Source organism: Brevundimonas sp. Leaf280, assembly GCF_001422455.1.
Lineage (GTDB): Bacteria > Pseudomonadota > Alphaproteobacteria > Caulobacterales > Caulobacteraceae > Brevundimonas.
This window is the reverse complement of sequence record NZ_LMNC01000002.1, coordinates 220291-233304: the sequence shown is the minus strand read 5'-3', so window position 1 is coordinate 233304 and position 13014 is coordinate 220291. Positions and strand designations below refer to the sequence as shown.

Sequence of the window (13014 nt, the reverse complement as noted above, 5' to 3'; positions counted from 1 at the left end):
ATACGCCGCCTGGCTCCTCGATCGGGCGAGAAACGGCGAGCATCCGCAAAGCTTCGTGGGCCATAAGCAAGGAAGAAGACGGGCCGTCCGCCGATTGATCGCAGTCAATTGGGGTGTAGCGAGACGGCGCTAGTTCAAAGGCTCCAGCTCGGGAGCACGATCAATGAGCCAGACCACTTTCTTATCCATCCGCCCCCCGGGTTCGGGGGGTGGCCTGGCCGGTTTGGCCCGACCAACCATGGTTTTCGCAGCCTGGCTTTTGCATCGCTCCGCATCGCGAGCCATCCGCATAGGGCGCCTGGACCTCGAGCTGCCGGGCGGTCGTTGCCATCATCTCGGAGACGGCCAGGGTCCGCCTCTGCGGGTGCGGATCACGCATCACAACTGGATGCTTCGCCTTGCGCTAAACCCCGCGATGGCGGTCGGCGACGCCTATGTGGCAGGCGCTCTGCAGCTCGAACAGGGCGGTCTGGAGGACCTCGCCGACCTCTTCGGCCGCAATGCCGAGACGCGACGACGGCGCCGCCCGTCTGCGCTCGCGCGCGTCTGGCGCGACCTTCGGTCTGGTCACAATGCACGCCCCGCGAGCCGACGTAATGTGGCTCACCACTACGATCTGCCTGTGGAATTCTACAGCCGCTTTCTCGATCCGGATCTTCAGTACTCCTGCGCCTTTTTCGCCGATCCTGAAGCGTCGCTGGAGGCTGCTCAAAACGCCAAGATCGAACGTCTGGCTGCAAAGCTGCTGCTTCAGCCGCACCACCGGGTGTTGGATATCGGGTGCGGTTGGGGCGGTCTGTCCTTGAGGTTGGCGCGCGATCATGGCGTTCACGTCCGCGGCGCCACCCTATCGGCCGAACAGGCGGGCGTCGGAAAGGCAAGAGCGGCGCAATACGGTCTGACGGATCGTCTTGCAATCGACCTTGTCGATTACCGCGACTTAGACGGCGTCTATGACCGCATCGTTTCGGTCGGAATGTTTGAACACGTGGGGCGATCCCATTTCAGCGCCTATTTCCGCAAGCTTGCGACCCTCCTGAAGCCCGACGGCGTCGCCGTCGTTCACACTATCGGTCGCGCCGAGGGTCCGGGGACGACCCAGCCGTGGATTGCGCGGCGCATCTTCCCAGGGGGATACATCCCGGCCCTTTCCGAGGTCGTGGCGGCAGCCGAAACTGCAGGCCTTATCGTGACCGATGTGGAAGTGCTCCGGTTGCACTACGCCGAGACCCTCAAAGCCTGGCGTGCCCGCTTCGAAGCGTCGCGCCCCGAAACCAAAAGCCAGTACGGCGAACGCTTTTGTCGGGCTTGGGAGTTCTACTTGGCGATCAGCGAGTCCGCCTTCCGAAGGTTCGGCCACACAGTCTTCCAGATCCAGCTTGCGCACCGGGTCGATGCGTCCCCAATCGTGCGGGATTACATGAGCGCGCCCATCGATGCGCCGATCGCCCGTCCGGATATGCCGGACTCGCCTGCTGTCGCATTCAGTGCGAAAAGAGACAGGGTCTCGTCTCTTGTTGCAGGAGATCGCGAGTGACGCCGCCCAGGACCAGCTCGCGCAACCGGCTATGACCATAAGCGCCGCTAACGATCAGCGTGCTTGCGTCGTCATCCGCCGCGTCCAGCAAGGCTTGGCCTTCGTCACCGGTCCGAACGTCATTCTCGACCTTGGTTTGAGCATAGACCCCATGAAGGCCGCAGTAGTCGGCGACCTGCTGCAGGCGCTCGGATTGACTGTCCGCGCCGACCCCCACGATCAGTACGCGCTTCGCCTGAAGCAGCAGGGGCATTGCGCTGGCGACGGCCAGCCGGGCTTCGCGCGTATCGTTCCACGCCACCAAAATCCGAGTCATAGGCAGCGCAGCCTGAGCGCGCGGCGCGACGAGTACGGGGCGACCCGCGCGCAGAATCAATCGTGCGAGATCGATTGCGCCGAACCCCGGAGCCGGCCGCCTCGGCTGAGGCGCGACCAAGAGATCCGCGCGATCCACCTGCAACAACACGAAACGCGTTGGATCGTCGACTGTATCACTGCGCCACGTCGAACGCAGCCGATTGGCCGCCATTTTCGACTGCGCGGCCAACAGTGTCAGCCGCCGCCTGACTTCGTTTTCATTCGCTGCCATCAGACCGAACGGTAGACCAATCGCGGACGCCGACGCCGGCAGCGCGACCTGCCCTCCAGCGACAAAGGCGATGCTCCCGAGACCCAGGTCCTGCGCCATCTTGACAACGGCGGGAATGAGGCTTTCCACCAAACCCTCGTCGTCGAGCGCCACCATGAGATTTCGCATACTCATCTCAGTGCGCCAGCAGAAGACTAGGGCCTTCTCTATCCATCAGCAGCGACTGGGTCGCGCCGCCGAATAAGGTCTCTTGTACCCGCGTATGCCCCCAGGCCCCCGCAACGAGAATGTCGATGTTGAGACGATGCGCAGCGCCCACCAAGGCTTCACCTTCCGCCTCGCCGTCAACGGCCTCATACGTCGCGTCGAGGACGCCATGGAGTTCCAGATAGGCGCTCAATCGCACAGGATCAGGGATCGGCGCTCCGGCCGCTGATCCCGGCCGGTACTGCAGTATGGCGACACTTGAAGCCTCTTTCAGAAGCGCCAGAGCCATTCGGACCGCGCGACCCGCCTCCCGGCTCCCGTCCCAGGCGATGGCTGCACACCGAGCCACTCGCTCGCCGTTTCCCCGGGCGATCAGAAGAGGAGCCCGCTGGGTCAGAAGCACCTGGCCGAGGACTGCGCTCAGCCGCCCCGCCTTGGAGAGATAGCCCTGCCCGATCACTGTCAGATCGGCCAGGACCAGTGTCCGGTCCTCTATTGTCGGCGGGCGAAACGCATGGTCGAACAGAACAAGCCGAGGGCTGTCTGGCCCGGGGCCATAAGGCAGATCGTGGGCCTCTGCGCACCGGATCGCAGCCTCAGCGATCCGATCCCGACTCTCCTTCTCCGCCGCAGCGATGGCGTTCAAAGTCTCCGCCGATCTGTGGGCGCCCAGAAGCAGGCCCAAGCTGATAAGATCACCCGCCGCATCTTGATGGATCGAAAAGATCTCAACGACCGCACGGTGTAGAGCTGCGATTGCGGCGGCGGCGTTGAGCGCCTCGGAATCTCCGGCTTCGCCACTGGCTAAGACGACAATGCGCTTGAGGTCGGTCATGAGCCCATCGCTTCGGCGTGTGTTTTATCAACGCCGAAATCAAGCGCAGTCCGCATTGTTGAAGGCGACCTGCCACAGGTGAAAGCGCCGCTGCGACAGGTCATGGGCGAGCCTCCATGTCCTTTAAAGCTTGGAGATAGGCGATGAGATCATCGATCTCAGAGGCCCTAAAGACGTAATCAGGCATGGCGGGATGGGCTGTCACCAGTCCTTCAGCGAAGCCTTCTTCGAGGTCCGACAGCGGATAGCGTGTGACGATATCGCGAAATGGCGTGGCGTCGGCGAAAGGGCTGGCCCCCGTGGGGCCGACGGCGTGACAACTGGCGCAACTGCCCTCGACAAAGCTCTGACCGCGCAGGGCAGCGTCGTAGTCGAGGGCGGCGCTGGTGAGCGATTGATTAGGCGGGATCGGCGGCGGCTTGCACCCTGCCACGACGAGCGAAAGGCCGAGACCTGCAAGAAGAAATCGACGCACCGCGCACCCTCCATTGGCGTGGGTAAACTGCTCCAATGGGCCGCCGCGCAAATTGATCATGATCAAAATCACCCCCCCCGCGAGCGATCACCGACGACCCGCCCCCCCCGATCATGCTCCGGACGACCCGATTGGCTATGGGGTCGTCGTCATCGCCAACCCAGGATCATCAAGACGCGTCGGACGGATGTTCGGGGGCCTGTCGCGGCGTGCATGGGTTTGGCCCCGCCTGCGGACATCGCGCGAGTTTCCGTCAACTTGACCCTGGTCAAATCTTGGAACCGCTTCGTCTGCGATGAAGCGCTTCAAAGGAGACAAAGCCTATGGCGATCCTCAAAGTTATCGAAGTCCTCTCAGAGTCTCGCGACAGTTGGGAGGCCGCCGCCCAAATGGCGGTGGAAGATGCGGCCATCACACTTCGCCACATTCGCTCGATCAATATCGACAACTTTCAAGCGACAGTCGTGGACGGGTTGATCGACCGATATCGCGTCAACGCCCGCATCACATTCGCAGTCGATGACGATCGGTGACTTGGCCCGCCCCGCGCGCAGTGATCGCTGCGGCGCCCGTTGCGTACCCGGCTTAGAGTTGTAGGTCATTGGGCTCTGATTGTTCGAAGCATCGTCGACCATGATGCTGGGCGCTACACTGTGCACGCCAACTTTCGTTGTCCTATTGACGGCATACACGCAGCTTCTCTGTCTTCTTTGACATTAGAGACACTTTCGTCAGCAGAAGACCATGAGTTCCGCATCTATGCGGCTTGAAATCGATGATCCTCCCACCGATCGGCAGGGCGACCATACTCAGGGCGCGATGGGCTGACCCTGCATTCGTGCTCGCGACAATACGGGACAGCCGCTCACGGCCATCTGCGTGATCAACCCGGCTGCCGTCGCCTCTCGAGCGCCATTGAAGAATCCAGCCTAGAAAACATCCTGGACAGCCCTTCAAGATTCAATCTGGCCAACCGCCGTGGAGGGCCAGACCTGACCACCCGACACCAATCGCCGCCTCTCAAAAAAGCGGACCTTATCTACATCAGCTTTGAGTCAGAACCGGACATCCGTCTTCTCTTCTGCATTTATCCACAACCTATCCATGCCCACTCTTTTCGTGCCCGTAGCGCCTCCATAGCCGCCAGAAAACTTTCGGATTTGCAACAGAAGCGCTGTGGGCGAGCGCAACGGTCATTGCTCTACATTGTTATTATTTTTGGTGTTAATTCCGCTATTTATGGCCGCAACAGTTTCCGAACCTGTGCGATCTCGGAAATATAGTGATTAGCCGGCGGTGGGACGCGCTAGGTGGCGGAAGCCATCCACTGCTCGAACAACGACTTCGGCAGGACATCGTACAGATCATCCGATGTCAGCCCCGGGCCAAAACGCTCTGCAGCATCGGAATGAAGCCAAACAGCGGCGCAAGCGGCATCGAAGCTGTCCATGCGCTGGGCGGCCAATCCGCCGATCATGCCGGCCAGGACGTCGCCGGTTCCGGCCGTCGCCAGCCACGGCGAGCCGTTTTCATTTCGGCGGATGCGACCATCAGGCGATGCGATCAGCGTCTGGGCGCCCTTCAAGACGATCGTGGCTTGTGCCTCTCGCGCCGCGTCTTGAACGGCCGTTTCACGACCTTGGGCGAGCAGGCCTGGGAAAAGTCGCTCAAACTCACCTTCATGCGGCGTCAGGATATCGTCACGATCCAACACCGCGAATAGTTCCGCAGTCCGACCTTTGAAGACCGACAGACCATCCGCGTCGATCACCAAAACGGCGCCGGTCGAGCCAAGCGCCTGAATGTTTGCGATCGTCGCGTCGTCCAGCCCTGCGGCAGGTCCGATCACGATGGCGTCACTGCCGGTGGCTTCCCGACTTAAGTTTTCGGGTGAAGAAAAAGGCTTCAACATCACCGCTTGCACAGCCGGCGCGATCACCGACGCCGCATCTGGCGGACAGAGGATTCGCACGACTCCAGCGCCCATCCTGAGACCCGCATGAGCTGCAAGTCGCGCAGCGCCGGTGTGATGCGCCTTTCCTGAAACGACCGCCAAGCGTCCGCGCGTATGCTTGTGCGTTTCTGCGCTCGGCCAAGGCAGAAAATTGCGCCAGATCGCCGGGTCGTTGGTTTCTATCATCCGCGTTCCGATTATCCTTCGCCAGCCTGCGAAAATCGCTTGCTTTGAGCGGCCCTGCTGTGTCCCATTCGCGCCCGAGCGCCGCTGCATTCCGTGCGCCGCTCCGGGGTCGCCATGAAGAAAATCGAAGCCATCATCAAGCCCTTCAAGCTGGATGACGTCAAAGAGGCGCTCCAGGACGTGGGCGTGCAAGGCATGACTGTGCTGGAGGCCAAGGGATATGGTCGCCAGAAAGGTCATTCCGAACTGTATCGAGGCGCGGAATACGTCATCGACTTCCTGCCCAAGATCAAGATCGAGGTGGTCGTCGCCGACGACCTTGCGCCCGCGGTTGTCGAGGCCATTCAAACCTCGGCTCGCACAGGCAAGATCGGCGACGGCAAGATCTTCGTGTCCGATGTCGCCGAGGTGATCCGCATCCGCACCGGCGAAACCGGAGCCCAAGCCGTCTGACCTGACTACCCTCCCCGGCCTTCGGCCCTCGGGTCGCTGTCCGGTCTCCTCCCCAAACGACAAGAACAGGACTTTCCGAGAATGAGCGCCAGCAAGATCCTCAAAGAGATCAAGGATGAGGAGGTCCAATATGTGGACGTCCGCTTCACCGACACGCGCGGCCGTCTGCAGCACGTCACCTTCGACGTCGATTTGGTCGACGAGGACTTCCTGAACGAAGGCACGATGTTCGACGGCTCGTCGATCGCCGGCTGGAAGGCCATCAACGAGTCCGACATGCTGCTGAAGCCGGACCTGACCACCGCCTATATCGATCCCTTCTATCAGCAGAAGACGATGTTCCTGTTCTGCGACGTGCTGAACCCGGACACCGGCGAGCCTTACAACCGCGATAGCCGCTCGATGGCCAAGAAGGCGCTGTCCTACGTCCAGTCATCGGGCGTGGGCGACCAGGTCTTCTTCGGACCGGAAGCCGAGTTCTTCATCTTCGACGACGTGCGTTGGTCCACCCAGCCGCACGATACCGGCTACAGCTACGATTCGACCGAGTTGCCCGCCAACACCGGTGCTGAATATTCCGAAGGCAATATGGGCCATCGCCCTGGGCCCAAGGGCGGCTATTTCCCCGTCAATCCGGTCGATTCCGGACAGGACCTGCGCGGCGAAATGCTGGGCGTCATGCGCGATCTGGGCCTTCAGCCCGAGAAGCACCACCACGAGGTGGCTCCGGCTCAGCACGAACTGGGCCTGAAGTTCTCGGACCTGCTGACCATGGCCGACCGCCTGCAACTCTATAAGTACGTGATCCACAATGTGGCCCACGCATACGGCAAGTCGGCGACCTTTATGGCCAAGCCGATGTTTGCGGACAACGGTTCGGGCATGCACGTTCACATGTCGATCTGGAAGGACGGCAAGCCCCAGTTCGCCGGCGACAAGTACGCTGGTCTGTCGCAGGAATGTCTGTGGTACATCGGCGGCATCATCAAACACGCCAAGGCCATCAACGCCTTCGCCAACTCGACCACCAACAGCTACAAGCGTCTGGTCCCCGGCTATGAAGCCCCGGTGAAGCTGGCCTATTCGGCCCGCAACCGTTCGGCCTCGATCCGCATCCCGCACGTCTCCTCGCCCAAGGCCAAGCGTCTGGAAGCCCGCTTCCCCGACCCTATGGGCAATCCTTATCTGACCTTCGTGGCCCTGCTGATGGCCGGTCTGGACGGGATCGAGAACCGCATCGATCCGGGCGCGCCCGCCGACAAGAACCTCTACGACCTGCCGCCGGAAGAGCGCGGCTCGATCCCCGAGGTCTGCGGCTCGCTGCGTGAAGCGCTCGAGAACCTCGACAAGGACCGCGCCTTCCTCAAGAAGGGCGGCGTCATGGATGACGACTTCATCGACAGCTACATCGAACTGAAGATGGAAGAGGTGATGCGTCTGCAACTGCATCCGCACCCTGTCGAGTTCGACATGTACTACAGCTGCTGATCACCTGATCGCAGTCAAGACAAAGGGCCGGGGATCGCTCCCCGGCCCTTTTTGCATGGCCTGACTGCTTCGAGCAGCGATCGACAAGCCATCGTGGCGTTAAGCGATCTCGGCTTCCAGATCGTCCGCCTTCTTGCGGCGCAGCTCGATCAGTCGCACGCACCAGATAGAAATCTCGTAGAGAATGACCAGCGGCACAGCCAGCATCAGTTGGCTGATCGGATCGGGCGGCGTGACCACGGCTGCGACCACGACGACAGCGACGATGGCGTAGCGCCGACCGGCCGCCATGACCTTGGAACTGATCAGACCGGCGAGGCCCAGCAGCGTCGTCACCACAGGAAGCTGGAAGCAAAGACCGAAGGCGAGCAGCAGCGAGGTCACCAGGCTGAGGTAGTCGGAAATCTTCGTGGTTTGCGCCACCGAAATGCCGTCGGTGGCGACCTGCTGGCTCAGCGAGAACAGCATCACGAACGGCAGCATTACATAATAGACCAGCGCCCCGCCCAGGCAGAACATCACAGGCGCGGCGATGAGAAACGGCAGAAACGCCCCGCGCTCGTTGCGATAGAGACCCGGCGCCACGAACCGGTACATCTGCCACGCCATGACTGGGAAGGTCAGGACCGCCGCGCCAAAAGCCGCAATCTTCATCTTGGTGAAGAGCTGTTCCAGCGGCGCCGTGGCAATCAGCTGGACAACGGCGGCGCTGCCTGGCGGATAGGGTCTGATTCCCGTCATCACCGCGATCAGTTCGATGGGATTGGCGTGGCCGCCGGTCGCCAAAGCTGCGGCATGGATCGCCACGGCGGCCTGATACGGCTTGATCAGCGCAATCTGAATCTGATTGGCGAAGGCGAAGCAAAGGATGAAGGCCAGGAAGAAAGCCACCACACAGATGAGCAGCCGCCCGCGCAGCTCGATCAGGTGATCCATCAGAGGCGCGCGCGACGCCTCGATCTCGGCCTCGTCACGATCGGAAGGCGTCACAGGTCAGCGGCTTTCTTGCGCGAGGTCTTGGACTTGGCGGTTACAGGCTTGGTCTTGGCCGCAGGCGCGGCGGCCTTGGGTTTGGCGGCTGAGCGAGTTTTGGCCGTCGCAGATCCGGCGACAGCCGTCCCCGTCTTTGCCTTGGGGGCTGTTCGTTTAGGTTTCGTCGCCGTGACGGGCTCAACAGGCGCCGGCGTGTCCGGCCATTCGTCGACCGCAGGCGTCATGACTGGCGCCTCCGGCTCCGGTGCAGGCGGGGCAGCCGCCGCAGTCGGCCCGGTCAATCCGGCGTTTATGTCCTTGAAGGCGGCGTCCGCCTCGGCGCCCAGAGGATACATAGCCCCCTGCCCCGTCCGCAGCGCCTCGACCTCCTTGCGTAGGTCGTCCAGTTCGGACTGACGCGCCATCTCGTCGAAACTTGATCGGAATTCGTTGGCCATGGCGCGCGCCTTGGCCACCATCTGACCGACGCGACGCATCAGGACAGGCAGGTCCTTTGGCCCCACGACAAGCAGGGCCACCAGACCGATCACCACTAATTCGAAACCCCCGATACCGGGGCCGAGCCCGCCCATGCGTCAGCCCTTACAGACGACAACTAGCGCTTCAGCTCTTCCTTTTCCGCCTCGGTGCGCGGCAGCGAACTGACGCCCTCGTGCGGGCCGTCCTTCTTGTCTTCGTCCTTCAGGCCGTCCTTGAAGGCGCGGATGCCCTTGGCGGCGTCGCCCATGATGCCCGACAGCTTGCCCCGGCCGCCGAACAGCAGCGCGATGACGACGATGACGATGGCCCAGTGCCAGATGCTCATGGAGCCCATGGCTAATCTCCTCGCGGGGATCGGTCATCCGATCCCATCCACTCTTATTCGACCCGCATATAGGCGCAGTGATGGCCCCGCGCCAAGGGAGGCTGTAGGTCTGCGCGACCATGAGTCCCTCCGATCACGTCATCATCCACACCGACGGCGCCTGCAAGGGCAATCCGGGGCCCGGAGGCTGGGGCGCCGTGCTTCAGGCCGGCAGCGGTCACGAAAAGGAACTGTGGGGCGGCGAGGCCAACACGACCAACAACCGCATGGAGCTGATGGCCGCGATCATGGCGCTGGAAGCCCTGAAACGGCCCTGCAAGGTCGAACTGCATACCGACAGCAAGTACGTGATGCAGGGAATCACCGAATGGATGCGTGGTTGGAAGGCGCGTGGCTGGCTGACCGCCGACAAGAAGCCGGTGAAGAACGCCGATCTATGGCAGCGGCTGGACGCGGCGCGTCTGCGGCACGACGTGAAATGGCGATGGGTGAAGGGTCATGCCGGCCATGAACTGAACGAACGCGCCGACCAACTGGCGAATCGCGGTGTCGCGGAATTGCCTCGGCGCTAGACCGCCTCGACCTCCTTGTCCGGCTCGGCTGGACGTCGGTGGACCCGCGATCCGCTCATCACCGCGCCAAACAGGGCCGTGACGGCCGCGATCTGGAACCCGTGACCGACGCCGTTGATCGGCGCGGCCGACAGCAGGAAAGCCACCACCACGGCGCCCAGGGATTGCCCGACGACCCGCGCCATGCCCAGGGTGCCACCCGCTGCGCCGGCGCGATCTTTCGGGGCCTCCGACAGCATGGCGCGATTGTTGGGCGACTGGAAAAATCCGAAGCCCGCGCCGCAAAGGGCCATGCGCCAGATGATGTCGAAATGGCTCGAATCGGCATTGAGAAAACTGAGCGCCATCAGGCCGCAAGCAAACAGGCTCAGGCCGATGGCGCCCAGCACGCCTGCGGAATAGCGATCAGACAGATGGCCGGCCAGCGGCGCTGCAATCATGGTCGCCAGTGGCCAAGGCGTCATAAGCAAGCCGGTCTCGACCGCCGTAAGCCCCAACGCTCCCTGGAGAAAGAAGGGCAAGGCCACGAACGCCATCATCTGAGCGGTGAAGGATATGACCGATGTGGCGACCGACAGGCTGAACATCGGTCGCGCCAGCAGGTCGAGGGGGATCAGCGGCGAAGTCCGGGATCGCTCTTGGCGAATCAGCAAGACCCCGGCTGCGAGCCCTGCCCCCGTCAGACCGAAGCCCAGAACAGCCGCTTCGCCATGCGCCAGCGATTGAAGGCCGGTGATCAGCAGGCCGAACGCCGCTGCGTTCAGCGCAGCCCCGAGCCAGTTCAGCTTCCGCGGCTGAAGTCGGTTGTGCGGTAGGGTGAAACCCGCCAGCGACACCGCCAGCAGACCGATCGGCACATTTAGCGCAAACAGCCAACGCCAGTGTCCGACAGCCAAGATGGCGCTGGCGATGGTCGGCCCCGCCGCCGCCGCCAGCGAAACGATCACCGCATTGATTCCGACTGCACGACCCAGCAGTCGCTGCGGATAGGTGTAACGGACCAAGGCTCCGTTGACGCTCATGATGCCCGCTGCACCGAAACCCTGAACAACGCGCGCGAGGCTGAGCGTCTCGATGGAATTGGCGAACACACACGCGATGGAGGACAGTGTGAAAACGGCCAGACCCGCCTGCGACACACGGCGATAACCGATGATCTCGCCCAGCGACGCCAGTGGCAAAAGAGCGACCACGATGGCGATCTGATAAGCGTTGACGATCCAGATCGAGGCGGCCGATGACGCCTGCAAATCCTGCGCGATCGACGGCAGGGCGACATTGGCGATCGCGCCATCCAGGACGGCAAGCGTGATGCCCAAGCCGATGGACACGATGGCCCAATAGCGTCTGGGTGTCGGCAAGCCGTCTGTGACGGCGTTCTGGCTGTCTGTCATGCCTGACGAACGCCGATGCTACCGTTGCGTTCAGACGGGTGATTGCACCGTCAGCAAAGAGCCGTTCACGCGCATCACGACGACATCCTGTCCTTCGACCGGCGCCTCGCCCACGATCTCCGCCGGCCATTCAGCGCCTGAGATGAAGACGCGACCGCGGCCCGAGACGAACGTTTCGACCACCCGCGCCCGCTGGCCGACCAGACGGCTGTCGCGGTCATTGATGTCGGGACCGTCGGGATTGGCTTTGGAGATCAGACGGCGGGACAGCAGTGTGGCGATGACGGTCAGAACCGCGAAGACGGCGACCTCGCCCGGTAGCCCTAACCGCACGCCCGCCGCCGTCATGACCGCGACAACGCCGGCCGACACAGCCGGCCACAGCAGCCATTCGGTCGAGAACATCGCCTCGACCGCCAGCAGCAGAACCCCGATCGCCAACCAGATCCAGAACGGCTGGGCGACATAGAGATCAGCAAGCGACATCATCGGTGAGCCTCCTAGGATCAGGCCGAGGGTGGAACCGAGCCCCCGGAGGGGCGGCGGGGCGGCGCGGGCCGCACGGGTGGGGTCGCGCCCGAGTTCTGATCCTTGGCCAGGCTGACCATCTCGCCGATGCCGGCGATCGTGCCGACCAGGGCGCCCATTTCGGCGGGCACGATGACGGTGCGCTGCTGCGGACTGCGCGCCAGTTCCGCGAAGGCCTCGACGTATTTCTGAGCCACGAAATAGTTGATGGCGTTGACGTCTCCGCGCGCGATGGCTTCCGACACCATGGCCGTGGCGCGGGCCTCGGCTTCGGCCTCGCGCTCGCGCGCCTCGGCGTCGCGGAAGGCGGCTTCCTTGCGACCCTCGGCCTGAAGGATGGCAGCCTGTTTGGCGCCCTCGGCGCGGGCGATGGCGGCGGATTTCTCGCCGTCGGCCTCGGTGATGACGGCCCGACGTTCGCGCTCGGCCTTCATCTGACGGGCCATGGCGTTGGTGATGTCGGTCGGCGGGGTCAGGTCCTTGATCTCGATCCGATTGACCTTGACTCCCCACGGCTCGGTCGCTGCGTCGATGACATGCAGCAGTCGCGTGTTGATGCTGTCGCGCTGGCTCAGCACCTCATCCAGTTCCATTGAACCGACGACGGTCCGCAGATTGGTCATGCACAGCTGCGAAATCGCATAGGGCAGATCGTCGACGCGATAGGCGGCACGGGCGGAATCCATCACCTGGATGAAGACGATGCCATCGACCTTCACCATGGCGTTGTCCTTGGTGATGACCTCCTGGGTCGGCACGTCCAGCACCTGTTCCATCATGTTCATGCGGCGGCCGACGCGTTCCACGAACGGCGTCAGGAAGCCGATGCCAGGGCTCAGCGTCTTGGTGTACTTGCCGAAGCGTTCGACCGTAAATTCACGGCCTTGCGGCACGATCTTGATCACGCTGATCAACAGCACGATGGCCAGCAGCAGCACTACGCCGGCGAAGATGGTGGTCACGTCCATTCAGATCCCTCCCTGACGCGGCAAGCCTAC

General features: G+C 62.7%; 15 protein-coding genes. 5 read left to right on the top strand and 10 right to left on the bottom strand.

Annotation, left to right across the window (positions count from 1 at the left end; all coding sequences use genetic code 11):
• Positions 1–163 precede the first annotated feature (163 nt).
• Positions 164–1537: a cyclopropane-fatty-acyl-phospholipid synthase family protein gene (locus ASF31_RS04645; RefSeq protein ID WP_235551243.1), complete on the top strand. Its 1374-nt coding sequence runs from the start codon at positions 164–166 to the stop codon at positions 1535–1537.
• Here the strand turns inward: ASF31_RS04645 and ASF31_RS04640 are convergent.
• The 3 genes from ASF31_RS04640 to ASF31_RS04630 form a co-directional block, all read right to left on the bottom strand.
• Positions 1485–2300 carry a universal stress protein gene (locus tag ASF31_RS04640; protein WP_055753562.1) on the bottom strand — a complete coding sequence of 272 codons (816 nt, stop codon included), beginning with the start codon at positions 2298–2300 and terminating at the stop codon, positions 1485–1487. The genes ASF31_RS04645 and ASF31_RS04640 overlap by 53 nt on opposite strands.
• A gap of 1 nt (position 2301) precedes the next feature.
• Positions 2302–3168, bottom strand: a complete 867-nt coding sequence (locus tag ASF31_RS04635; protein ID WP_055753561.1) for a universal stress protein — start codon at positions 3166–3168, stop codon at positions 2302–2304.
• Between the two features lie 100 nt (positions 3169–3268).
• Positions 3269–3703, bottom strand: a complete 435-nt coding sequence (locus ASF31_RS04630) for a cytochrome c (RefSeq protein WP_235551265.1) — start codon at positions 3701–3703, stop codon at positions 3269–3271.
• 263 nt (positions 3704–3966) lie between these two features.
• On the opposite strand from ASF31_RS04630, the gene ASF31_RS04625 reads away from it, so the two are divergent.
• On the top strand, positions 3967–4176 hold the full coding sequence (locus tag ASF31_RS04625; protein ID WP_055753559.1) for a dodecin family protein: 210 nt from the start codon (positions 3967–3969) through the stop codon (positions 4174–4176).
• A 773-nt stretch (positions 4177–4949) separates the two neighbouring features.
• Here the strand turns inward: ASF31_RS04625 and ASF31_RS04620 are convergent.
• The gene (locus ASF31_RS04620; RefSeq protein ID WP_055753558.1) at positions 4950–5783 is read right to left on the bottom strand and encodes an NAD(P)H-hydrate dehydratase; all 834 of its coding nucleotides are present in this window, start codon (positions 5781–5783) and stop codon (positions 4950–4952) included.
• A 114-nt stretch (positions 5784–5897) separates the two neighbouring features.
• Here ASF31_RS04620 and ASF31_RS04615 point away from each other — a divergent pair, with 114 nt between their 5' ends.
• Both ASF31_RS04615 and glnA read left to right on the top strand, forming a co-directional pair.
• The gene (locus ASF31_RS04615; RefSeq protein ID WP_008261682.1) at positions 5898–6236 is read left to right on the top strand and encodes a P-II family nitrogen regulator; all 339 of its coding nucleotides are present in this window, start codon (positions 5898–5900) and stop codon (positions 6234–6236) included.
• An 81-nt stretch (positions 6237–6317) separates the two neighbouring features.
• Positions 6318–7724: a type I glutamate--ammonia ligase gene (glnA, locus tag ASF31_RS04610; RefSeq protein WP_055753557.1), complete on the top strand. Its 1407-nt coding sequence runs from the start codon at positions 6318–6320 to the stop codon at positions 7722–7724.
• A gap of 99 nt (positions 7725–7823) precedes the next feature.
• On the opposite strand, the gene tatC is transcribed toward glnA, so the two are convergent.
• The 3 genes from tatC to ASF31_RS04595 are packed head-to-tail and all read right to left on the bottom strand — an operon-like array spanning position 7824 to position 9531.
• On the bottom strand, positions 7824–8714 hold the full coding sequence (gene tatC / locus ASF31_RS04605) for a twin-arginine translocase subunit TatC (protein WP_055753556.1): 891 nt from the start codon (positions 8712–8714) through the stop codon (positions 7824–7826).
• Positions 8711–9289 (bottom strand): Sec-independent protein translocase protein TatB, encoded by a 579-nt coding sequence (gene tatB / locus ASF31_RS04600; RefSeq protein WP_055753555.1) that lies wholly within the window; start codon positions 9287–9289, stop codon positions 8711–8713. The genes tatC and tatB overlap by 4 nt, the downstream gene beginning before the upstream one ends.
• 23 nt (positions 9290–9312) lie before the next feature.
• A complete protein-coding gene (locus tag ASF31_RS04595; protein ID WP_017503863.1) occupies positions 9313–9531 on the bottom strand; it encodes a twin-arginine translocase TatA/TatE family subunit in 219 nt (72 codons plus the stop codon).
• A gap of 110 nt (positions 9532–9641) precedes the next feature.
• On the opposite strand from ASF31_RS04595, the gene rnhA reads away from it, so the two are divergent.
• On the top strand, positions 9642–10094 hold the full coding sequence (gene rnhA / locus ASF31_RS04590) for a ribonuclease HI (protein ID WP_055753554.1): 453 nt from the start codon (positions 9642–9644) through the stop codon (positions 10092–10094).
• Here rnhA and ASF31_RS04585 read toward each other — a convergent pair.
• The 3 genes from ASF31_RS04585 to ASF31_RS04575 are packed head-to-tail and all read right to left on the bottom strand — an operon-like array spanning position 10091 to position 12984.
• Positions 10091–11488 (bottom strand): MFS transporter, encoded by a 1398-nt coding sequence (locus ASF31_RS04585; RefSeq protein WP_055753553.1) that lies wholly within the window; start codon positions 11486–11488, stop codon positions 10091–10093. The genes rnhA and ASF31_RS04585 overlap by 4 nt on opposite strands.
• Before the next feature lie 30 nt (positions 11489–11518).
• Complete coding sequence (locus ASF31_RS04580; RefSeq protein ID WP_055753552.1) at positions 11519–11977, bottom strand: NfeD family protein; 459 nt, start codon at positions 11975–11977, stop codon at positions 11519–11521.
• Positions 11978–11994: 17 nt separating this feature from the next.
• Positions 11995–12984 carry an SPFH domain-containing protein gene (locus tag ASF31_RS04575; RefSeq protein WP_055753551.1) on the bottom strand — a complete coding sequence of 330 codons (990 nt, stop codon included), beginning with the start codon at positions 12982–12984 and terminating at the stop codon, positions 11995–11997.
• Between the last annotated feature and the right edge of the window lie 30 nt (positions 12985–13014).

What these genes read in the sequence shown, in the direction of transcription:
- ASF31_RS04585 (WP_055753553.1), bottom strand. Translation starts at nt 11,488, where the DNA reads ATGACAGACAGCCAGAACGCCGTCACAGACGGCTTGCCGACACCCAGA.
- ASF31_RS04645 (WP_235551243.1), top strand. Translation starts at nt 164, where the DNA reads ATGAGCCAGACCACTTTCTTATCCATCCGCCCCCCGGGTTCGGGGGGT.
- ASF31_RS04635 (WP_055753561.1), bottom strand. Translation starts at nt 3,168, where the DNA reads ATGACCGACCTCAAGCGCATTGTCGTCTTAGCCAGTGGCGAAGCCGGA.
- rnhA (WP_055753554.1), top strand. Translation starts at nt 9,642, where the DNA reads ATGAGTCCCTCCGATCACGTCATCATCCACACCGACGGCGCCTGCAAG.
- ASF31_RS04595 (WP_017503863.1), bottom strand. Translation starts at nt 9,531, where the DNA reads ATGGGCTCCATGAGCATCTGGCACTGGGCCATCGTCATCGTCGTCATC.
- tatB (WP_055753555.1), bottom strand. Translation starts at nt 9,289, where the DNA reads ATGGGCGGGCTCGGCCCCGGTATCGGGGGTTTCGAATTAGTGGTGATC.
- ASF31_RS04640 (WP_055753562.1), bottom strand. Translation starts at nt 2,300, where the DNA reads ATGAGTATGCGAAATCTCATGGTGGCGCTCGACGACGAGGGTTTGGTG.
- ASF31_RS04580 (WP_055753552.1), bottom strand. Translation starts at nt 11,977, where the DNA reads ATGATGTCGCTTGCTGATCTCTATGTCGCCCAGCCGTTCTGGATCTGG.
- ASF31_RS04630 (WP_235551265.1), bottom strand. Translation starts at nt 3,703, where the DNA reads ATGATCAATTTGCGCGGCGGCCCATTGGAGCAGTTTACCCACGCCAAT.
- ASF31_RS04620 (WP_055753558.1), bottom strand. Translation starts at nt 5,783, where the DNA reads ATGATAGAAACCAACGACCCGGCGATCTGGCGCAATTTTCTGCCTTGG.
- ASF31_RS04625 (WP_055753559.1), top strand. Translation starts at nt 3,967, where the DNA reads ATGGCGATCCTCAAAGTTATCGAAGTCCTCTCAGAGTCTCGCGACAGT.
- ASF31_RS04615 (WP_008261682.1), top strand. Translation starts at nt 5,898, where the DNA reads ATGAAGAAAATCGAAGCCATCATCAAGCCCTTCAAGCTGGATGACGTC.
- ASF31_RS04575 (WP_055753551.1), bottom strand. Translation starts at nt 12,984, where the DNA reads ATGGACGTGACCACCATCTTCGCCGGCGTAGTGCTGCTGCTGGCCATC.
- glnA (WP_055753557.1), top strand. Translation starts at nt 6,318, where the DNA reads ATGAGCGCCAGCAAGATCCTCAAAGAGATCAAGGATGAGGAGGTCCAA.